This is a genomic window from bacterium, from assembly GCA_030699905.1.
Taxonomy (GTDB): domain Bacteria; phylum Patescibacteriota; class Minisyncoccia; order Phycocordibacterales.
In genome coordinates this window covers 21,609-41,647 of the sequence record JAUYKQ010000029.1, presented here as the reverse complement: position 1 = coordinate 41,647, position 20,039 = coordinate 21,609, and the positions used below count along the sequence as shown (strand labels likewise).

24 protein-coding genes are annotated in these 20,039 nt (G+C 45.1%); 2 read left to right on the top strand and 22 right to left on the bottom strand.

Going from position 1 to position 20,039, the window contains the following annotated elements; all coding sequences use genetic code 11:
- Window positions 1-231: 231 nt before the first annotated feature.
- From Q8P86_04085 to Q8P86_04045, 9 genes are all read right to left on the bottom strand, one after another.
- Window positions 232-486: a type II toxin-antitoxin system mRNA interferase toxin, RelE/StbE family gene (locus Q8P86_04085; protein ID MDP3996842.1), complete on the bottom strand. Its 255-nt coding sequence runs from the start codon at window positions 484-486 to the stop codon at window positions 232-234.
- Between the two features lie 8 nt (window positions 487-494).
- Window positions 495-767 (bottom strand): type II toxin-antitoxin system RelB/DinJ family antitoxin, encoded by a 273-nt coding sequence (locus Q8P86_04080; protein MDP3996841.1) that lies wholly within the window; start codon window positions 765-767, stop codon window positions 495-497.
- 145 nt (window positions 768-912) lie between these two features.
- Entirely contained in the window at window positions 913-1,455 is a 543-nt protein-coding gene (locus tag Q8P86_04075) for a hypothetical protein (GenBank protein MDP3996840.1), read from the bottom strand.
- Window positions 1,456-1,668: 213 nt separating this feature from the next.
- Window positions 1,669-3,789, bottom strand: coding sequence for an NAD-dependent DNA ligase LigA (ligA, locus tag Q8P86_04070; GenBank protein MDP3996839.1), 2,121 nt, complete (start codon window positions 3,787-3,789; stop codon window positions 1,669-1,671).
- Window positions 3,790-4,011: 222 nt separating this feature from the next.
- The gene (locus tag Q8P86_04065) at window positions 4,012-4,539 is read right to left on the bottom strand and encodes a pilus assembly PilX N-terminal domain-containing protein (GenBank protein MDP3996838.1); all 528 of its coding nucleotides are present in this window, start codon (window positions 4,537-4,539) and stop codon (window positions 4,012-4,014) included.
- A 1-nt stretch (window position 4,540) separates the two neighbouring features.
- The gene (locus Q8P86_04060; GenBank protein MDP3996837.1) at window positions 4,541-5,074 is read right to left on the bottom strand and encodes a prepilin-type N-terminal cleavage/methylation domain-containing protein; all 534 of its coding nucleotides are present in this window, start codon (window positions 5,072-5,074) and stop codon (window positions 4,541-4,543) included.
- Between the two features lie 8 nt (window positions 5,075-5,082).
- A complete protein-coding gene (locus tag Q8P86_04055) occupies window positions 5,083-5,715 on the bottom strand; it encodes a type II secretion system protein (GenBank protein ID MDP3996836.1) in 633 nt (210 codons plus the stop codon).
- An 84-nt stretch (window positions 5,716-5,799) separates the two neighbouring features.
- Window positions 5,800-6,435, bottom strand: coding sequence for a hypothetical protein (locus Q8P86_04050; GenBank protein ID MDP3996835.1), 636 nt, complete (start codon window positions 6,433-6,435; stop codon window positions 5,800-5,802).
- A gap of 207 nt (window positions 6,436-6,642) precedes the next feature.
- Window positions 6,643-7,542, bottom strand: coding sequence for a prepilin peptidase (locus Q8P86_04045; GenBank protein MDP3996834.1), 900 nt, complete (start codon window positions 7,540-7,542; stop codon window positions 6,643-6,645).
- 109 nt (window positions 7,543-7,651) lie between these two features.
- Here Q8P86_04045 and Q8P86_04040 point away from each other — a divergent pair, with 109 nt between their 5' ends.
- Entirely contained in the window at window positions 7,652-7,783 is a 132-nt protein-coding gene (locus Q8P86_04040) for a hypothetical protein (protein ID MDP3996833.1), read from the top strand.
- An 8-nt stretch (window positions 7,784-7,791) separates the two neighbouring features.
- Here the strand turns inward: Q8P86_04040 and Q8P86_04035 are convergent, their stop codons facing one another.
- The 9 genes from Q8P86_04035 to pilM all read right to left on the bottom strand — a co-directional run bounded on the left by Q8P86_04035 (window position 7,792) and on the right by pilM (window position 16,240).
- A complete protein-coding gene (locus tag Q8P86_04035; protein MDP3996832.1) occupies window positions 7,792-8,217 on the bottom strand; it encodes a type II secretion system protein in 426 nt (141 codons plus the stop codon).
- A gap of 132 nt (window positions 8,218-8,349) precedes the next feature.
- Window positions 8,350-9,555 carry a type II secretion system F family protein gene (locus Q8P86_04030; GenBank protein ID MDP3996831.1) on the bottom strand — a complete coding sequence of 402 codons (1,206 nt, stop codon included), beginning with the start codon at window positions 9,553-9,555 and terminating at the stop codon, window positions 8,350-8,352.
- A gap of 163 nt (window positions 9,556-9,718) precedes the next feature.
- Entirely contained in the window at window positions 9,719-10,780 is a 1,062-nt protein-coding gene (locus tag Q8P86_04025) for a PilT/PilU family type 4a pilus ATPase (GenBank protein MDP3996830.1), read from the bottom strand.
- Window positions 10,781-10,885: 105 nt separating this feature from the next.
- Window positions 10,886-11,275, bottom strand: coding sequence for a response regulator (locus Q8P86_04020; GenBank protein MDP3996829.1), 390 nt, complete (start codon window positions 11,273-11,275; stop codon window positions 10,886-10,888).
- A gap of 82 nt (window positions 11,276-11,357) precedes the next feature.
- Window positions 11,358-13,067 (bottom strand): GspE/PulE family protein, encoded by a 1,710-nt coding sequence (locus tag Q8P86_04015; protein ID MDP3996828.1) that lies wholly within the window; start codon window positions 13,065-13,067, stop codon window positions 11,358-11,360.
- 96 nt (window positions 13,068-13,163) lie between these two features.
- Window positions 13,164-13,538, bottom strand: a complete 375-nt coding sequence (locus Q8P86_04010; protein MDP3996827.1) for a hypothetical protein — start codon at window positions 13,536-13,538, stop codon at window positions 13,164-13,166.
- A gap of 13 nt (window positions 13,539-13,551) precedes the next feature.
- The gene (locus Q8P86_04005) at window positions 13,552-14,193 is read right to left on the bottom strand and encodes a hypothetical protein (GenBank protein ID MDP3996826.1); all 642 of its coding nucleotides are present in this window, start codon (window positions 14,191-14,193) and stop codon (window positions 13,552-13,554) included.
- A complete protein-coding gene (locus Q8P86_04000; protein MDP3996825.1) occupies window positions 14,183-14,695 on the bottom strand; it encodes a hypothetical protein in 513 nt (170 codons plus the stop codon). The genes Q8P86_04005 and Q8P86_04000 overlap by 11 nt, the downstream gene beginning before the upstream one ends.
- A gap of 396 nt (window positions 14,696-15,091) precedes the next feature.
- Complete coding sequence (gene pilM / locus Q8P86_03995; GenBank protein ID MDP3996824.1) at window positions 15,092-16,240, bottom strand: pilus assembly protein PilM; 1,149 nt, start codon at window positions 16,238-16,240, stop codon at window positions 15,092-15,094.
- Window positions 16,241-16,344: 104 nt separating this feature from the next.
- On the opposite strand from pilM, the gene Q8P86_03990 reads away from it, so the two are divergent.
- Window positions 16,345-16,992, top strand: a complete 648-nt coding sequence (locus Q8P86_03990) for a ComF family protein (GenBank protein MDP3996823.1) — start codon at window positions 16,345-16,347, stop codon at window positions 16,990-16,992.
- A gap of 210 nt (window positions 16,993-17,202) precedes the next feature.
- Here Q8P86_03990 and Q8P86_03985 read toward each other — a convergent pair whose 3' ends face one another.
- From Q8P86_03985 to Q8P86_03970, 4 genes are read right to left on the bottom strand one after another with little or no spacing between them, the layout of a single operon-like run.
- Window positions 17,203-18,339, bottom strand: coding sequence for a YibE/F family protein (locus tag Q8P86_03985; protein MDP3996822.1), 1,137 nt, complete (start codon window positions 18,337-18,339; stop codon window positions 17,203-17,205).
- 2 nt (window positions 18,340-18,341) lie between these two features.
- A complete protein-coding gene (locus Q8P86_03980; GenBank protein ID MDP3996821.1) occupies window positions 18,342-18,893 on the bottom strand; it encodes a disulfide bond formation protein B in 552 nt (183 codons plus the stop codon).
- A 2-nt stretch (window positions 18,894-18,895) separates the two neighbouring features.
- Window positions 18,896-19,426: a hypothetical protein gene (locus Q8P86_03975; GenBank protein MDP3996820.1), complete on the bottom strand. Its 531-nt coding sequence runs from the start codon at window positions 19,424-19,426 to the stop codon at window positions 18,896-18,898.
- A gap of 10 nt (window positions 19,427-19,436) precedes the next feature.
- Entirely contained in the window at window positions 19,437-19,736 is a 300-nt protein-coding gene (locus tag Q8P86_03970) for a hypothetical protein (protein ID MDP3996819.1), read from the bottom strand.
- Between the last annotated feature and the right edge of the window lie 303 nt (window positions 19,737-20,039).

Here is a 20,039-nt window from a genome sequence, read left to right as displayed (position 1 = left end):
GAGAGCGTTTTTTCTCTGGCGAGACGCCGTCGCGGAAACCGAGCCGTATCGAGATACGGCGAGGTTGAGCGACAAGTCGCAGCCGAGAAAAAACGGTCGCAGTAGCCAAGTTTGTTTATATCTTTATTCATAACGGTTTATAAGCGACATAGAGCGAGAGAAAGGGGAAAATTCTGATTTTCACTTTTCCGAGCCGAGGAGCTTATATGTAATCATATTTTGAGATGGGTTCTAGTAAAGTTGAGAATGGGTGTCTATGTCCAAAAGAATGATACCGCTACTTTCTTCCTCGTAGTGGACTCTCACATCCCCGGTAATATCAATACTTCTTGTTCCCTTAAACTTGCCGACTAAAGCGTGATTATTAAGAGAGTAATGAAACTGGTCTTCAGCAAACACTTCCAGTTTGTCCCAGAACTTGTTTTGGACTTTTTGCTTTTGTTTTCGCAAAGCTTTTTTGAAGTTTCTATGGTACGAGATACGCATGAAGTATTTTAACCCATCAAAGAGCCCTTTATTTCCTCAATATTGCTAAATGGACCGATAACGTTTTTACCTTTAATCGCGTCGCTTTTCGCTTTAAGTAGAACTTTTTCCTTCTTAGTGTTAAATTCCGGAGCAAGAGAAAAAACCAATCTGCGTTCCGCGACAAAATTTTTCAAAGTGGCATTAACCACGGAACTTAAATTGAGTCCCATTTCGGACGCGATTTTGCTGGCCTCTTTTTTTACATCCCTATCTAATTTTATACTTGTTACCGTTTTCATAATACATAGTATATACTTTGTATTTTTAGTGTCAACCATTTGTGTTGCTTTTTTAGTATACAAAAATCCCTCCGACTTGCCAAAATTTTGACAAGGGTCAGAGGGACTGAGATCCAAAGGATCAAAAGAACAGAGTACCCGGGAACTACAGTTTCGGGACGACCACGCGGTGGCGACGCTTGGCAGACCAGACATTGTTGTAGGACAAGGGGCTCAGAGTCACCTTGCTGTCGCCAACCTCGCGCCGGATCACGTGCGCCACGAAGAACTCATCCTTTCCTGTTTCCACATTTCTCACCTTGAAGAGAAAGAGGAACACCGCCCAACCTTCTTCGCGCAAATAATTGTCCGCGTGATCACGGACAAACGTTTTGATCTGCGGTGTCGTGAGACAGAGCCGGTCCAAATTCTGGCCGAAACTACTGAAGATTTTTCGGTAGTCGGCATTCTCAACCTGCTCGTACACTTCAACCGAAGTGTCCGGCGTCGGCTGTTCAACTTTGTCGCATCCAAAATTCTTGAAATCTGGGCCGATCCAACTGAACACGTCGTCCGCCGTCACGAGAGTTTCGGTGCCGTTAGTTGCACCGATTACGATTACGACACTTTTGCCGGTCGAAATGTGCCTGAGACACCCGGCGTTGCCAGAGAAGACCTCCGCAAGAATCGCCTTCACCGTTTTTTTCATGTCATCATCCTTTCTTTTGTTTGCCCGATGTTTTCACAGCAGGCGGTTTTTGTATTTGCCAGAACCAACCACATTAGTAGTCATAGCCAAAAAACTTTGATTTTGAGCTTCTCAAGACCTTTTGGCTATGACCACTCGCCCACCTTCGTTAAAACTTGAGTGTGGTAAACAATTCTTACCTCCTATCAAAGAACTTTACCTACTATCATACACCTAAACGTCATATTTGTCAATAGCTAAAAACTCCTCTTCATTTAATACTTTTACGCCCAACTCTTTGGCTTTATTGAGTTTACTCCCCGGATTTTCTCCTGCCACCACAAAATCGGTATTTTGAGAAACGGCGGATACCACATCGCCCCCAGAGGCCTTAATTTTCTGCTTGGCTTCTTCGCGGGAAAGTGTTTCCAATGTGCCAGTTAAAACAAAAGTTTTACCGAAAAGCGGCAGTTTGGCGCTCTCTTTTTTCGGTTGCAATTTTATTTTTACATACTTAAGAAGTCGTTCAACCTTTTTTTGATTTTCCTTATCCGAAAACCATTCGGCTATTGAATCGGCCATTATTTCGCCTACATTTTCCAAAGCGTCAAGTTCTTCTTTTTTGGCTTTGCGGAGAACGTCAATGTCGCCAAAATGGTCTGCCAAATCCTCTGCCGTCTCTTCTCCCACATGCGGGATAGAAAGTGCGATGATAAAACGCGACAACGTAACCTCTCTGGCTTTATCTATCGCCTCTAAAAGATTGTCCGCGGATTTTTCCGCGAAGCGCGGAAGATTTAAAAGGTCTCCTTTTTTAAGCGCGAAAATGTCGTCAAAATGGGCTATGAGCCCCGCGTCCAAGAGAGCGTCAATGTTTTTTGGCCCCAGATGCTCTATATTGAAGGCCTTTTTAGAAGTGAAATGCGCGAGTTTTCGCCTATGTTGGGCGGAGGAATTTTTATTGACGCATCGCCACGCGGCCTGCCCGGGAATTCTTTCTATCCGTCCGTCCCCGCCACATTCCGGAATACGAGTCGGCCATTCAAACGGCTTCTCCTTGCCAGTTCGCATCTCTATTACCGCTTTTACGATATCGGGAATAACATCGCCAGCTTTTTGGATTATCACGGTATCACCGATGCGGATATCCAACCGTTTTATTTCATCTTCGTTATGCAAAGTGGCGCGGGAAACGGTTGAGCCGGCAACAGAGACGGGACGCAGTGTCGCCACGGGGGTGATAACGCCGGTTCGGCCGATTTGGAAAATTATGTCTTCGAGCACAGTGGTCGCTTGCTCGGCCGCAAATTTTATGGCGATACCGAAGCGCGGGGCCTTGCCCGTGTAACCGAGCGCTTCTTGATAGCTTTTTTCGTTGACTTTCACCACCACTCCGTCTATAAGGTAGTCGCGCTTGGCCGATTTCTTGTAGGCGTCTTTCCAGTAAGCAGTTACTTCGTCAATATCTTTGCAGTGCTTAAATTCGTCGTTTACTTTAAAGCCCAAATTTCGGAGGAGTTTTAGTTCTTCGGATTGGGTTTGGGGGAAAGAAATCCCTCCCTCCTCAGAAGGAGTACTCCCTTTACTCCCACCCCTCACCCTCGCTGACTCGGGAGCTCCCCTCTGGTAGGGGAGCAGGGGAGAATTGCCGATAAGAGCGATGTCGTAAATAAAAGTGTCCAGTTCGCGTTTTGCCGCCACGCGCGGGTCAAGCTGGCGGATGGACCCCGCGGCGGCGTTTCTCGGATTTGCGAAAGGCGGCTCGCCCTCGTCTTTCCTTTTTTTGTTCAGATGTTCCAGTCCGCTTTTGCTCATCCAAACCTCCCCTTCCACGATTATGTCAATCGGATTGTCTAAAAAAATAGGTACCGACTTTATGGTTTTTACGTTATGAGTTACGTCTTCTCCCACCAGACCGTCTCCGCGAGTGGCGGCGGTTTTTAAGACGCCTTTTTCATATTCAAGGACGACTTTTAGGCCGTCAATTTTGAGTTCGGCCGTGTATGTCGGCTTAGCGTTTTCTATTCCCCCCTGCTTCAGGAAACGCCTTACCCGAACGTCAAAGTCCTTTATGTCTTCTTCGGTAAAAGCGTCGTTAAAAGACCACTGCGCCACTTTGTGGGGCGTTTTTTTAAATTCTTTAAGTGGCTCGCCGGCCACGCGAAGAGACGGAGAATCCGGCGTTAAAAGCTCCGGATATTCTTTTTCAAGCTCTGAAAGTTCGCGTTTCAGTGAATCCAAGGCCTCGGCGGAAATGCTCTCCTTGTCCAAAACGTGATATTCATAACGGTATCGGTTTATGGTTTCCTTGAGTTTTTCCGCCCTTTTCTTTGTCTCTGGAGAAGGTTTTGCCATACGAAAACAGTATAACACGTCGGGAGAGGGTAATTAATATATCTTGAATTACGAAATACAGCAGGTGGCCCCCCCACGAGGAAAGCCACAAAAAAGTGACCTGAGCCCAGGGCAAGCGCCCTTGGAGCGCTTCGCCATGCCGTAGCCTTGGCGAAGGATGGGTCACTTTTTTGGGAGCTTTCCCTCGTGGGGGGAAGCAGGTGTTTCGTAATTCACAGTTCTTTAATATTCCGCTTTTATTCCCCTCTCTACCCTGTCGCTTCTCCCCGGCTGAGAACAATATGTGCGTCCCCTTGAATGTATAACCGTTTTGCCTTGTCCTCCAAAGTTTTTAACCACACTTATTACCGCGCATTCTTTTCCGTAGTTCACGACGAATTCCGTTGAAGTCGCGTATCCTCCCGGAACAGGAAACCCTTCGTTGTAATTTGTCCAAGGTACAGCCGAGCCGTTGCATACCAACTGATTGTTATAAGCAGCCGGACTCATGAAGGGACTTTCTTCCATATCGGGGTCCGGAGGAACACGGTCCCACAAAAGAGCGCATTCCATACCGGAGTCGGCGGCGTAAAAGGCGAATTGCGAATCACGACCCGAAGCCGACAATTGGACTTCTTTCAAAGAAATACCCATAATCGCCAGTCCGATTGACAAAAGCAACACGCCGGTCATAAGAGCGACGAGTAAGGTGAATCCTCTGTCTCTTAAGTCGTCGCTTTGAAAATTCAATGGAGATTGTAATTTTTTCATATTAATCCCAGTTCGTCATGTTGCTTTCAACCGTAAACGATTTTTGAGGAAAAGGAGGGGTTACCCATTTTACAACCACGGAAACCTTAACCTCCCCGCCGGTGATGCTTGTAATGTATACTTCACGCCAAAAGTTGGTAACTTCCGGAAGAGAGGAACTGTATCCGTAACGCGCGTTGTCTGAATACCATCCTTCAAAACGCAGACGGCTGTCGCAAGAGGCGGACGGGCATGTCTTGCTTGTCTTTTCTACAGTGTCTAAGGTGCATTTTTTACTGCCGTCGCTTGACGCGCAATTCTGCAAACCCACAAGCCAGTTCCTGCCCCTGAAAATATTTTCATTGCGTACGGCTTTGACAAATTCCAAAGCATCTTGGGCGAGATACGAGGAAATCATTTGATTTTTGGCTTCTCTGGCTCCGGTAAGCCCTTTCTCCGCCACCACCAGAGGCCCCGTGACAGAAAGCGCCAATACTGCCACCGCCACTATGGTTTCTATAAGAGAAAATCCTCTTTTTTTAGATTTATAAAACATATTTAAATTTAATCGGTTTCATCTCTATACCTCTGAACAACATAGGTTTGGAGGTTAAATCTTGTTTCCGCTCTGGGTCCGACTTTGGCTTTGCCTCCGACTGTCACCAATATTCTGGCGGGGTTGTTGTCATCGGAGGCGGCCCCTTCAACAAAAAAACTCAAGGTCTCAACGGTTATGTCTTCTGAAGTTAAAGACAGGCGTCCGTTTGAATCACCTCTCACAATTTCGGTTCCGGAGAGTTCATAAGAAACAATACCTCCCGAAGAAGACCTGAATACCACCGCCGGCTGGCTTTGGGTCTCGCAGTTGGCTGGCAAAGACAGGTTGCCGGACAATCCGCAATGGTAGTTACTGCCCATGCGTAAATTTCTCGCCATGCTTTCAAGAGTGAAATTCAAATTGTTCATGACGGCTTTCATGGCTTGGGCTTGTCTGTTGGCGCTTATGATATAAAGTATGGCGCCGACGGACACCACCATGACAATTGAAAAAATCGCCACCGATACAATGAGTTCCACAAGAGTAAAACCTCTACAATTTAAACGCCCCGCGCATGCCCGAGCGGGAATGTTTAATACCCTTCCCTGAAAATGCTTGTTTTTCCTGTCTCCTTCTTTATTTTTTATGTTCGGTGTCATCTGTCCCATGTTACAAAATTATATATGGGAATGTTGCCGAATATCCATTTTGGCTGATTTCCCCAAAATTCGGCAACAGTCCCTTCATTTTACCGAAATCTGACCGGTTACGAAAATTTCTACCGTTTTTTTCATGCCTTGCGTAGAAGATACTTCTACAGTCGCCTGCCTGTATCTGGAATTCAGCGGACACGTGACTCCGCTTCCGGGCAGATCACTGCTTCTGTTTGAGCGGATGCAAGCGTCCGGCTCCGGACGCTTAAACATTATATCAAGGTAACTGATGTCACATTCATTTATCCTCGTGGGCAGTGAAGCGATGACGTCCACCCCGCAAACAGAGAGCGTATTGTCGCCAATCAAGGAAAATACCTTTACGCATTCACTTGAACCGCTACAGCTTGAACCGACACTGCCATCGTATTTTCCATTGCCATTTACATCGGCAAACAAGACAAAAGAGCTTTTTGAACTGGCGTTAAAGTGGATTCCGTAGGCATACTCAAACTGCCCCGTACCAAACTGTCTGGAACTTATGCCGTAACTTTGGGCTTGTCTTATGGAAAGCGCCGTATCGTAAGCGGCATTGGTCACAAGCACCGAACCGCGAAAACGGCTATGACTTATAATCACGATGGTAATGATAAGTATCGTGATGGCAATGACAATCAGAAGTTCTATAATGGAAAAACCTCCGGTATTTTTTCTTTGGTATTTCAAAGGCGCGAACATTTAATATTTAATACCATCTCCAATTAACGCTTTCACATTAACAAATTCTTGAATTTCCGGCGAAAAACGAGCTGGAGCGCGAGCCATATTGAGATATGGCGAGCGCGAAGCGAAGTTTTGCAGCCAAAATTCATGGATTTGTGTGAAATGGTTAATTGGAGATGGTATAAGCTGTCCTTTAAACGAGTAAAAGCGCTACGTCACCAACAGAAGTTTTGACACCAGAACGGTAATATCTATTCCCCATATATAAACAAGAAACATTCCGATAATCAGAAAAGGAGCGAAAGGAATCTCACTCTTCATTGTATGATGTTTGTCGCCATAAGACAAAGCATAAAACTCGCTTATCCTGCCTAAAGAAACGACGGCAATACCCCAAATGGCGCCGATCCAGAAAGCCAGCAAAATGGCCGAAAAAGCAGGCCAGAGCCCGAGATAAAAACCCAAACCCAAGGCGATTTTTGCGTCCCCCAGTCCCATCCATCTGCCACCCGATGCAAGCCATATCAGAGCAAAAGGAGTGGCGAGAACAGGACCGGACAAAAGCCACGTTGAGAACTCCCCACCGATAAATGTCTCAAAAAAAGAAAAATGGCTCGCGGGTAAATTCCAGACCTCAGAGAAGCTCCAGCCGTTTGCGCTTAAAAACAAAAAAAGTCCCTGAAAAAAAGACAGCCCCACAAACGACCAGACCAGACCGTCGGGAATTATTTTATGACGCATGTCGTAAACAACAATGGCGATAAGCAAAGACCAGATAGCCAAGGAAGCAAGCAGGTTCAAAACGTCAAAAAAAGAAAAGGAACCGGAAAACTCTTGAGCAAAGACAAAAATAAAAACAATACCGGTTAAAAACTCTACAGCGGGGTATTGCCAGGAAATTTTTGAATTGCAAGAAGCGCATTTGCCCTTTTGAAGGAAAAAACTGAGGATTGGAACGAGTTCACTCCAAGCTAAAGTTTTCCCGCAGGAAAAACACATGGAGCGTCCGTCCGATATCTTGCCCGTATTATACCGAAGCACCACGACGTTCAAAAAACTGCCGATGACCGCGCCCAACGCAAAGACAAAAAAAAGTGAAATGAAATCCATTTTTAAATTTTAGCACTTAAAGGGACTTTTGCCGAATAGGCTTTTGAGGTGATTTTTTCAAAATTCGTGCGAGGCGAAGTTTCAAATTTTTGGCTTAATACTGGAAGTATTGGCCAAAAATTTGAAACAAGCCGTAGCCGAATTTTGGGGAAATCAGCCAAAATGGATATTCGGCAACAGTCCCCTAAAGACCACCAAAAACAGGAAAAACTCCCCGCGAGACGCGGAGAGTTTAATATAGTCCGAAGGTTAGGGCTGTACTCTGTATTCAAAATCCGATGTTACGTTGGTGCTCGTGCATTGGGTCTTAGCGAAACTGTTGCTTGCTTCAAGTCCAACCCCCAGACAATACGAGCTGTTGTCCAATGAAACATCGTAAGTGTATTCTTCGGCTTCTCCTCCGACCGGAGCGGTTGGAATCGGGTCCATATAAGTACCCAATGTCACACCGGAGCAACCATTATCAGCCAATGGGTCCAACAAGTCCGGATATTCACCACAAGAGTCAACATATTGCGCCAGAGCAAGCTGGATTTGCCCGATTTCGGCAATTCTTTTGACATCACGCGCTTTTTCGCGGGCGGCGCCGAGAGAGGTCAAGACAATTGAAGATAAAATACCGATTATGGCGATAACAACCAAAAGCTCAATGAGCGTAAAACCTTTATTTTTCATAATCATGAGTTGCAATTTTCTTAATTTTAATCAAATCTCAAATAAACCCCGTCCACGCTGCTAAATTATTATACAGGTTTTTCTCACACCGCGCGTGAATACCTTGTGGATAAACCAGAGTCGGCAGATTTCTTAAAAACCGGCGGAAATGTTGTATATGGGCAAAAGAACGGAAGTCAAAAGAAACGCCACGCCGAGACCCAAAAGAATGACAAGAACCGGCTCTATAAGCCCTATTAGAGTATCAACGGCGGTTAAAACTTCCCGCCTGTAGAATCTTGCGAGTGTTTTCAAAATATCTCCGATACTTCCTGTTTCTTCCCCCACTTTCATCATTTGTATCATGATGCCGGGGATTTCGGGGTTTCTTGACAGAGAAGTTGAAACGGGACTGCCTGCCTTGACCGCCTCAACGGCATCCAAGAGAATTTTCTCGTAGACGGCGTTGTCCACCACTTCGGCCGTTATTTCAAGCGCCTTAACAATCGGAATGGCGGAAGCAAGCATGGTATTCAGGTTGTCAGCAATGCGAGACAGATAAAGTTTTGTGTAAAGTGTACCCACATAAGGAATGGAAATCTTGCTTCTGGCCAATCCTCTTTTACCATTTTGTGTCCGAGCCCATCTAACAAAGAAAAATCCTCCTATTATTAAAGCTACCAGCATGTACAAACCGTAATTGACAAACAAATCGCTGATTCCCATGACTATTCTCGTATAAATAGGCAATTCTTGTCCGCTTTCTATCAGAATTCTGGAAAGATTCGGAATTACGGTTGTAAGCATAAGCACCATAACGCCAACAAAAGCGATTATGACAAAAACGGGATATATAAAAGCGTTTTTAGCTTTGGAAGTAAGTTCGTGCGTCCTTTCCATGTGGTCGGCGAGATAAAGAAACGTTTCGTCCAATTTGCCCGACTCTTCTCCCGCCTTTACCATGCTTATATAGAACTTTGAAAAAATTTTTGGATGTTTTGAAAGCGCTTTGGAAATGGAACTGCCACCTTGCAAGTCATCCGCCACTTCGGTCAGTATCCTTCCTATGACCGGCTTTTCGCTCTCCGCCGCCAAAAGCCGAAAAATACGCAAAGCCGATACTTGGGCCTCAAACAGCGTGGAAATTTGCCGAGACAATAGAACGATATTTTTTGAGCCCACTCTCTCAAAAAAGGAGATGCGCATGTCAAAAATCCCGCTCTTTTCTGCGGACACTATTGAAGCCACGACCATTCCCCGCCTTTGCAGTGAGGAAATGGCGACATCTTCGTTTATGGCTTCAATGCTTCCCGGCGCCTCTTTGCCGGTGCTGTCTATAGAAGTGTATTTGAAAAGCATAGAGTATAAAGTATAACGTGTAGCGTGTAGCGTGTAGCGTCAAAATCGTGTAGCGTGAAGCGTATAGCGCGAAGCGTATAACGTGTAGCGTCAGAGTATTTCTTTTCCGGCGTTACACGTTACAAGTTACACGTTTCATATTATGGCGTTACATGTTTCGTGATTACATCATCCTCTCCAGTATTTTCGGATTCGTAGAATAAAGCATGGCATTTTCGGCAGTTATTTCTCCGCTTCGCACCAGATCGGCCAGAGTACGGTTTAATGATATCATGCCCTCGTCAAGACCTGTTTCTATAACAGTGTTTATCTCGTGGCTTCTCTTTTCACGAATAAGGTTGGAAACCGCGTTGTTTGCTATAAGCAACTCGTAAGCCGGAATAAGTCCGCCGGAGATACGTGGCAAAAGACGCTGTGAAAAAATGCCGGACAAACTGGATGCCAGCTGTACCCGTATCTGGTCTTGTTGGGCGGCGGGGAAAGAATCTATTATACGGTCTATTGTCTGAGCGGCGTTGTTGGTGTGAAGAGTTGAAAAAACAAGGTGTCCCGTTTCAGCCGCCGTAACTGCCGCTGAAATCGTTTCGGTATCTCTCATTTCTCCGATAAGCAGAACGTCAACATCCTGCCTGAACATACTGCTTAAAGCGGAATGAAAGTCCTTTGCGTCTATCCTGACTTCTCTCTGGTCCACGATTGACTGTTTCTGTTCATAAACGAATTCTATCGGATCTTCAATTGTCATTATGTGTTCCGGCCGTGTCTGATTTACAAGCTCTATCATTGAAGCCAAAGTGGTGGTTTTTCCGTGTCCTATCGGACCGACAACCAGAAAAAACCCTTGTTGCTTCTGGGTGAATGTCTCCAGTATCGGAGGCAAGTTCAGCTCGGAAATTGTTTTAATCTCCTTGGGTATAAGACGTAAAACGATACTTACCGCCCCTTGCTGGAAAAAGGCATTTCCTCTGAAACGGACTTTGTCCTTATAGCCGTAAGAAAAATCAACCACCTGTTCTCGCATAAAAAGTTCTTTGTTTGCCGGAGCCAAAAGCTCGTCAAGAAAACCCATAGTGTCTTTATGGGTCAAAACCGCCTTGCTTACAAGGGGCACGAGAAAACCGGACACTCTGATGGTGGGATTCTTGTTTTCCGATATGTGCAGATCCGACCCTCCTTCTTTAATGACGTCTTCTATCAGATTGAATAATTCTTTTTTATAGTCCATGTTCAAATCGTAACCCCAATACCGCAAACAAACGAGAAGCCGTTTTAAATTGGCGAGACACGCTCTCGCGTCGCGCCGGTGTCATTTGCAGATTGGAATCGTATTTTATTTTTTTAAAATTTTTCTTACCTCCTCTACCACTTCCGAAGGGATAGTGGAGGCCTTGACTATATATCCTTTAACACCGAGCTTTTCCGCCTCTTCCATATCAGTGGGCTGGCTTTGGTTTGTCAGGGCTATAGAAGCGGCATTCGGCAAAAGGTTTTCTTTTTTCATCACTCTCAAAAATTCCAGCCCATCCATAGAAGGCATGACTATATCAAAGACCACCCCGTCGGCCTGCAGACCATTCCTTATTTTACCCAAGGCCTCTTGGCCGTTATTCGCCGTTTCCACTTCAAACCCTTCGGATTTGAATTTGGCCGAATACATATTCACCAGAAACTTATCGTCATCCACTATTAGTAGTTTTTTTCCAGTTTGCGAATCCTTCATAGATATATTGTAGCAAAGTAAATAAAGTTTGTATCCACAGCTCGGATTTTCAATGGACTTTTTCTGACTTTCAAACAGAAATTTACAATTTGTTGACTTCCTCCCATGGTATTTTCTTCTCAAACGATTTTATTATGGCATCTTCTTTCATGGTAAGCATGCCCTGCGCGCGAGCCACTTCCATAAGAGCCGCTTCTGTCGGATTTTCCAAAATGACTTTTTCAACCGCGCGATCCATTGCCAATATTTCAAACACCGCCAAACGTCCCCGCGTGCCTTTTGGACACTCTTCGCTCGGAACCGCCTCCAAGACCTCTTTTTCAAAAACAATGTCTTTTTTAAACTCTTCAGGCACATCGGCAAACTGTTTGTCTATAGTGGCCTTAATGCTTCCTTCCACCGGAATCGGCTTGCCTGTTTGGGGACATATTTGTTTTACCAGACGCTGGGCGATTGCCAATATAAGAGTCGGCGCGATAAGGTACGGGTCAACACCCATGTCTATAAGACGAGGAATTACACCTACAGAGTTGTTGGTGTGTATGGTGGAAAGAACCAAGTGACCGGTCAGAGCCGCTTGAACGGCCAGTTGTGCGGTTTCTTTGTCTCTTATCTCGCCAACCATTATCACGTCAGGGTCTTGACGGAGAGTGCTTCTGAGTCCGGAGGCAAACGTGTAGCCGATTTCCGGACGAACTTGGGACTGACTCATGCCGGGGATGTTGTATTCCACCGGATCTTCAAGAGAAAGAACGTTCTTTTTTTCCTTGTCCAGCTCGTTAATCATGGAGTAAAGAGTGGTTGATTTTCCCGAACCGGTAGGTCCCGATATGAGTATCATGCCGTACGGTCTGTTAATCGCTTCTTTTATCATTTTCAAATTTCTCTCTGAAATACCCATTTTATCCGTGGGCAAGACGCCTTTTTCCGTATCCAAAATACGCATGACTATTTTCTCGCCGTAATAAGAAGGAAAAGTGGAAACGCGAAAGTCAATTTTTCTTCCGGCGATTTTGGCCGAAAATCTGCCGTCCTGCGGTTTTCTTTTCTCGTCAAGACGCATATTGGAGAGTATTTTTATGCGGGCGATTACAGCCGCGTGCACCTTGACCGGCAATATCAAACTGGTATTTAAAATACCGTCAACCCTAAAACGAACGCGGACTTTGTCTCCCACATGTTCCACATGAATATCCGAGGCCTGTCCTTCGGTGGCGTAGTGAAGCATGGTGGCGACTATTTTAGTAACGGGCGCTTCTTCTATTATTCTGGTTTCGCCATCGGCGGTCTTTTGAACCGACGCTTGCACGACTTCTTCTTCTGACAGTTCCGACTCCAGCTCGGTAAGAGCCCTCGTAACCTCGCTTGAAAGTCCTTTGTACGTCTGCATGACTTTGTCAAAGTCCGTTTTTGTTATCAAAAATATTTTGAAAGGCAGGTTTACTTTGGCCGATATAAAATTCAAAGCGTCCCGAGCTTCTATATTGTCAGGGTCCACGATGCCCACCTCCAAAACACCGTCGGCAAGTCCGATAGGAACAAATCGGTAGTAAAGAGCCGACTCTTCCGGCACGTATTTCAGGGTCTCAAAAGGAATGTTTTGGCTGTTTAAAACCCTTTTTGGAATATCAAAATAGGAGGACTTGGCCTCTAACAAAACCGCCTCTGAAACTCCGCGTTTTATTAGCGCGTCGTCAAGATCTTTGCCACTTTTCTGAATTTCGCTTTTAATGGCGGCAATATCTTTTTTCTCTAATATTTTTTTTTCTATCAGGTTTTCTAAAAAAGTCATGAATGAAATGCAACTTAGAGCCCATAAACTTTCCTACCACAAAGATAAAAGAAGAAACGTTCGCGCCGAATTTTGTCGTCTCGTAACTTTTGTCGCCTATATCTCCAAACCGCCGGCAGTAGCGCTTTCCGTACTTGTAGCATTGACATCGCTCCCAAAGGGCGCGAACGGGTTGTTTCTTCCTAAGGGCTGCGGGTCTATAGGCACGCTAAGGTCGTTTAAACCGTCAAACAAAGGAGAATCAAAAATACTTTTGTCTATTCTTATGGCCTTCATTTCGGCAAGAAGAGCAAGAAGCTCTCTGCCGACTATTATGTCCACAGGATTAAAAACCGTTTCAGTGACAAAAGAAGTCCCGGGGGACAGTTGAGGTGAATCGGACCCTCCCCTGAAAAACAAAAAATATACAGTGAAGAGAAGTGCCGCTATCACAAATCCAAGCTGAACCTTTTTGTTTTTTATAATTTGCATAAATTTTAAAATTTTACTTCAAAAAATACGTTTCTATGTCAACTTTGTACTCATAGTCGGCTTCGCTGTCAGCCGAAAAAGAAAGAGAAACGATATTCAAAACGCGCAAGCTTCTCTCCAGAGCCATCATGAAATTTTTAAAATTGTCGTACGAACCGGAAACGGTAAAGCCCAAGTTTACCGAACCGACCCCTGTTTGACCCCCGACATTTCCGTATGTTTGCGTTTCCCCAGCCGGTCCTCCCGCGGAGGCCGATGACGGAGAGTTGTTTTCCCCCGTGCCGTTGCCCGCCAAAGAACTGTTGGAAATGGCAATATCCCTTACAGAAAGAGAGTGGGAGAAGGCGGCGGCGCTTAAATCTATGGCAAGTCGCACAGAATCAACATGGTCAGGCAAAAGCTGTTTTACTTTGTCCCTGTCCTCTTGCGAAATGCCGTTAAATTCCTCCCACAACTCTTTCCTTCGTTTTTCTATTTCCGCTGTTTTGTCTAATGCTTGAGCGTATTGCTCTTTTTCCGCTTGAAGTTCTTTTATGCTTTTGTCTTTGAATTCCGCCCCGAAAGTCGCCCCCGAGTATTTCGGGTTTACATACATAAAGAAAAGTCCGACAGAAGCCAATATTAAAATTGCGGGTATTATGATGTTACTCTTCATTGATTGATTCTTTAAAAGATATCACGGAAAGAGGAATTGAAGCGGTAAAGCCGAAAGAAACCGTGCCCGTTTCCGTAAACTGGAAATTGGAAAAAACCGGATTTTTTACGAGCTTGTTGTTACCGAATTCATCCGACTGCAGAGCCACGGCATTGAAATCTACAGCTTCGCCGGAAAGAGACACTGACGCTTCGCTTCCTCCGGAAAAAGAATAGGTGAAAGAAGAAAAACGCACAGTTTTCAAAGTGCCTTCTTCAAAAATTTTGAAGATGTTTGACATTGCCGTATGAGAGTCCAAAATTTTTATGGACTCGCCGACGCGCTTGCTGAAACGGCTTATCTCCTCTATGGTTTGGGGTTCAAACTCTTTTTTGGCGCGAACCAGTTGGTCGTTCATTTCTTGAAGTTCTCCGACGAGCGCTTTGTGGTAAAAGAATGCGCCGGCGGAAGCAGCCAAAGATACTATGAAAACAATAGTGGCAAGCAAGGAAAAAATGCTCATGGTCGGTTTGCGAAAACCGGACACCGGAGCGACTGGCGCCCTTTGAGGAATAAACGAAGTTTTAAAACGCGGTTCCATGACAAAAAGTTTAACCCGAACGCCAGATAGCTATTTATACGAACAAGCGCGCGAACAATATCCTGACGTTGCAAATCTACGACATTTTTTACTCACAACTTCTGCCTAAAGTTTCTCGCCATTCAATTTGCATTTGTTGGCGATATTCGTATTTCGCTTTTAAATTATACAGCCAAACCGCCGTCATTAACACCCGCAACATGTGCATAGCCGAATTCTTATTTGCAGGGACTGTTGCCGAATATCCATTTTGGCTGATTTTCACAAAATCCTATTCGGCAACAGTCCCTTATTAACTTTGAGTTACGAAACTCCAAGTTATTGAGTTTCTTGGAGTTTCCTCAAAGCGACTCCAAGCGACACGGCAAATTCCGGCCCCGCCCCTTTCAACATATCTTCAAAAAAAGCCGGCGCTTCCACTTTTGAAAACGGGTCCGCTCTAAGAACAGGCAGTTTGGTCTTTTCGGCGGCAAGTTTTTCAAAATTTTTCAAGTTTACTCCACCTCCGGACAAAACAACCTTGCCAACCGCCTTGTTGTACTTGCGCTCGTAATTGCTTATTACCCTGTTTGCCTCGGCGAATATATATTGGACGGTACCGGCAATAAGTCCTGCCGCGGCGCGGGAATCTTGTATTGAACCCAGCCCTTTTTCTCTTTTTAAAACTTCCGCTTCCTTGGCGGAAATGTTTAAGGACCTTGAAATAGCCATTGTTATTTCCTGCGAACCTCGGTTTACGGTGTGGGAATTTCTTACTATGCCTTGTTCTATTATATAAAGTTTGGTGGCCGCCGCTCCCATATCAAAAATCAAAACCGGCTCTTTTTCGTTATCAAGCGAAGACCTTAACGTGCTCCATATTTCTATTTCATAAAAACTGACTTCCAATCCGGCATTTTTGGAAATATACTGGTATTTGTTCATAGCGTCGTTATGAATGGCGGCTATAAGTATTTCAACGGTCTTAAAGGGCGTTCCTCCGGCTGGTTTTACAGAAGTATCCGACTGACCTTGAAAAGAGCCGGGTGGCGGAGAGTTGCCGGCTGAATTTTCGGGGATAACAGACCAATCAAGCATCACTTCTGATATAGGCACGGGGATATACTTGCGAGCTTCTATGGGTATCATTGAAGCCAATTTATCTTCCGGCAAGTCAGGCATCGGCATTATGGAAAGCAAACTGGACCGCAAAGGAATGGCTATTCCGCATTTTTTCGTCGTAACATGGGACTCTCGCAAAACATCAATCAACGCCTCGCTTAACCTGACGTCGGGCAAACTGGCGGCGCGACCAACTTCGTGTCCGGCGTAAGGACCTAAAGCCAGTTCTCCGTAAGTTTCCAAAATAGCTCGGCCCCCTTTTTTCTTAAGTTGAACGATTTTAATGGCGGAAGATCCGACATCAATGCCTAAAACGCTTTCGCCACCTGAAGAAAACAGACCGGTGAGTTTTTTAAAAATAGCCATATATTAAAAATCCAAACCTAAACGCCTTAAAACGATTTGTTTGACTTTCGTTTTTTCCATTTGCTATCGTTTGTAGTTCGTAATGTAAATTGTATCATATAAATATGTTCCGAAAGGCCATTATTTTGTTGTTTGACCTTTTACTTCCCGAACCGCCTCAAGTTCGGCAGTTGCAAACCCTTTCCGTGTCTGAACTTGGCGAAAGAATAAAGAAAAGCCCGCCTGTGGAAAACGTCGGCATACAAGCGATATTTGACTACCGCGATCCTCTGATGAAACGCTTGATTTGGGAAATAAAGTACAGAGGAAATCGGCAGTTTATAAAAAAAGCAGCCGCGCTTTTTTACGACGAGCTGGTGGACATTTTGGCGGAGGAGAAAACGTGGCGAAATTTCAAAAATCCCTCGCTGGTCCCGATTCCACTTTCAAAGAAAAGGTTCAGAGAACGCGGTTTCAATCAATGCGAAGAAATATGCAAAGAACTGGCGACTCTTGATACAGGAGCCTTTTTCTCACTTGACCTTTTTCTGGTAAGAACCAGGCACACGGAAAAACAAACGGGGGCCTCCAAAAAAGACCGTGAAAAAAACTTGCATGGATGTTTTGCCGTCGCAGAGGGTTTGAGCGTGAAAGATAAAAATATTATTCTGTTTGATGACGTGACAACGACGGGCGCAACCTTAAAAGAGGCGGTTGAAACACTTAAAAAAGCCGGCGCGAGAAAAATTATCGCTTTGGCTTTGGCCCATTGACGGCTGACAAAACAAAACACCGAAACGCAAGAGGGTGATTTTCTTTGAGTTACGAAACTCGCTTCCGATGGATTTCTTTTCAATTTCGAGCGAGGCGAAGCAAAAATTATGAGGCATATACAGAGTATCTGTTGAATAATTTTTGCGAAGCCGTAGCCGAAATTGAAAAGAAAGACGCGGATTTGGAGTTTCGTAATTCAAAGATTCAAGCTAAGCCCCATGCGAGTGTCCGTGATGTATATCGGATTTGCCGGCATGGTCTTTTAGAAAATAGACGGCGAAGGCGGTTACTATCGGCACGGTCAGTATGAGTCCTATGCTCCCCGCTATTACACGCACAATTTCAGTGGCGATAACTTCCATGTTTATAAGAGAACTGAAATCGGGAGATGAAACGTAAAGAAGCATAAGAAGAGGCAACGCCGCTCCGGTATAAGCCAGAACCAAAGTGTTCACAAGAGCTCCGACATGCTCGCGTCCCACGCGCAAAGCTCTTTGGTATGCTTCCGCCCTTCTCATATCCGGTTTGCTGTCGTAAAGCTCGTCAACGACCGCCGATTGAGTTATGGCAATATCGTCCAAGACGCCTAAAGCTCCGATAATTATAGCCCCCAAAAGCAGAGCGGTGAAATTTAATCCGCCATCGGTGTTAAAATTCAAATAGACGGACTCCTCGGCCGCGAACCCTGAAAGGTTCGTGGCTTTCACGGCTAAAACGGCAAAGAATCCGGTAAGCGCTACGGCAAAAACAGTTCCGCCGAAAGCGACCGACGATACCCTGTTAAATCCGTGAGTGAAAAATATTGCCGCGAAAAGAATACCGGACGCCACGACAAAGCTCGCGAAAAACGGATTCCATCCGTTCAAAAGTCCGGGTATGAGGAGATAAAATATTATTAAAAAACTGCCCAAAAGCGCGAGCAGGGAACGCAGTCCCTGCATACGGCCAAAAACCAAGACCACTCCGACAAAAAGAGCCACGAGAACAAAAAGCGCGGCTCTTCTGTCAATTCCGGTTACAGTGTAACTTTCAGGTCCGTCCAAACCGGGGATTTTTTTAAAATAAAAAACGTCACCTTTATCAAGTTTTACATAATCATTCAAAATATTTACCTCCGTTTTGCGTCCCTCTCCGTCTAAAATTTCGGCTTTTATCACCTGATACAAATGCATCGTCCCCGTACCGGGGATTTCTTTTACTTCTTCGCTTACTATTTCCAATATCCTCGCTCTCTGCGGTTCTTGAGGCGATTCATATTCCACGTCTACCGCCATGGCGAAAACCGGCGACAAAAAAATCGCGACGACAGAAGACAGAAAAACATAAAGCGCGATGTTCTTTTTCATCTCTACATGGAAATCGGCCGATTGTCGTTTTGCTTCTTTTTAAACATGACAGCGCCGAGGACTATAAGAAGAAATGCCGACAAGGCCATCATTGGTATTGTAATATAACCGAAATTCATGACAAAACGCTGTGAACAAGAGGCCGAATATCCAACGGCGGTGCAGGGGAAAATAGATATTCCTGTTGTTTGCAAAATATAGTGAGAAAAAGCGATAAAAGCGCCAATAATACTTAAAATAATCGCTGATTTGATGAGTTCTTTTTTCTCGGACGCAAAAAGAGCGAGACCCAAAATCACAACCTGCGGATACATAAAAATGCGCTGAAACCAGCAGAGTTTGCACGGCTCGTACCCTATAATTTCAGAATATATCAAACTTCCGACGGTGGCCAAAAAAGCGGCGGCAAAAGCTAAGACCAGTCCGTATTTTTGGAAAAAGCCGGTCAGACGATTTTCTTTCCTTTTGAAAAAAAGAGAAATTACGGCAAGCGCCACAAGTATCTGCGCGACAACGGTCAAAAACGAAAAAGAATTGTTTACAAAAAGAATCATTTTTATGCAGGAAGTTCACAGCCGGTTTTTTCCGCCAAAGTTGAGAGAGGTACTTCACCGGAAAGACGCGACCCGTCCTCAAATTCCCATGTCGGATAGCCGGTGATTTCCTTATCAATACAAACTTGCAGTTGGTTTTTGCCATCAGGTGTTGAACATTCAACATAAGGCAGACGCTTTTGCGAACGACCAAACATCATTTTTTGATTTTGACAGTGTGGACACCAAAAAGCTCCGTAAAAAGTCGCGCCCTTATCGCCAAGGCATTGGGCAAACGCATCAAGAGGCGCGGGCCTCTTTGCCGCCATAGTCAGAAGAAAAAATCCGCCGGCGACGGCAACCACTACTACTCCCCAAAGGGCCAAAGTTTTTGTTTTACCGGTCATATTACTTCTAATTATATCCACTAAACTTTCAAAAGCAAGGGTGAGTGCTGATAATAACGGCGAAACGACCCGAAAATTCACTTTGATAATTTTGTAAAGAGAAAGGGCGACCTTGGCTATTGCCTTGGTCGCCCTGAAATTTCTCAACGCTTCCCGATTACTTTCGTTGTGCGGTAGGAGCGTCAATACTGATCCACCCCTTCCGGTCCGAAGTCCGGAACCAGCCCTTGACCTTGGCAGTCAGAGGACGGCCGACGCAGTATCCCTCGAAGCACCAGCTATCTCCGGAGCCGTCTTCCCAGGAGATGCTGTTGATGACGACCTCGACCTGTTTTCTGGAGCCACCGGGGTCTTGGATGGTGAAATTCACCGACTGCCGACCAGGGTTTGGCTTAAGGAAAAAAGCCACTATGAGGTCGCATTTGGACGGGGCGTTTATTATAATGTTGTGTGTCATACGACACCTTTCTTTGAACAGTAGGTTAGATGGAGAACCCACATACTCCCTTATCTCCCACCTTTCGGTGCAAGAGACGACTTAGTCATACGACTAAGAATCTCTTATTATTTTAGCACAATGACAGATGTCTGTCAATAGGAATTTTGCTTCCGATTTTCCTAACCGAAAATCTTTAAAACCCCCAGTATTACTTATCGAAATCATTAAAGCGTGGGACAACTCTGACTTCCCTCCTTGCGAACTTCGTCCAATTGGCGGTGTACTCGGGTATGGTACCCCACACTCCAAGCCTTGTAAGGC